Here is an 848-nt window from a genome sequence, read left to right on the forward strand (position 1 = left end):
GTCGCCGGCCAGATACTTGCGGACCGTTTTACGGTCGAAGCCGGTGTGGCGGGCGATCGCAGAGATCGTCCAACCACGTTTACGTAGGGCGTGTACTTCCATGTCGTCCTCCCATGTGAGCATGAGAAAGCGGGCCTCCTTCGACTGGAGCTGTTGGCGTCAGACACCAGCAGCATCGAGGGAGGCCCACCCTTCTCGGCGGAGCCACACGGGTGGGGAAATTCGGTGAGCGTCAGTGAGGAAATTCAGTGAGCGCAGTCACATGCGGTGAAGCGCCTCGAATGGGACAAGTTCGACCTCCTCATCGGCGATATTGGCGTCGAAGTGAAATCGGCTGCCTATGTGCAATCGTGGACACAAACCAGGTCCTCGGTGATTGAGTTCAGCATCGGCCCCGCAAAGGGCTGGGACGCACGCACCAACACCTACGGGGATATCGCACAGCGAAGCGCCGACGTTTACGTCTTCTGCCTCCTCCACGGTACGGACCGCGAACAGATCAACCCGCTCGACGTCACGCAATGGACGTTCTATGTGCTTCCCACCAACGAACTCAACCGAAAAGTTCCGGTGCAGAGGAAGATTCGGCTCACACCGCTGAAAGCCTTCGGCCCACGCGAGTGCACATACGATGAGCTCAAGGACGCCATTCACGAGGCAGCAGCGATGAATCGAGCCAACTGAGTGCAGTGGCGTGGACTTCAGCGAGGTATCAGCGTTCCGTTGTCCGATCCGGAACTAATTGAGACCGGGGGAGTGCGCTTACCTGGGCACTCTCGAGTAGTTCTGGACGCAATCGTGGCCGTTTGTCCCGAACCAACCGAGAGTGCCGGACAGAATCCAGCAAG

Annotated in this window: 1 protein-coding gene; it reads left to right on the top strand. The window is 58.7% G+C overall.

Annotated features, from left to right (window positions below):
• Nucleotides 1–267 precede the first annotated feature (267 nt).
• Nucleotides 268–684, top strand: coding sequence for a hypothetical protein (locus tag AC5Y3P_RS22335; RefSeq protein WP_500048121.1), 417 nt, complete (start codon nt 268–270; stop codon nt 682–684).
• The last annotated feature ends 164 nt before the right edge of the window (nt 685–848 follow it).

This window comes from Mycobacterium sp. NGS45 (assembly GCF_059812645.1).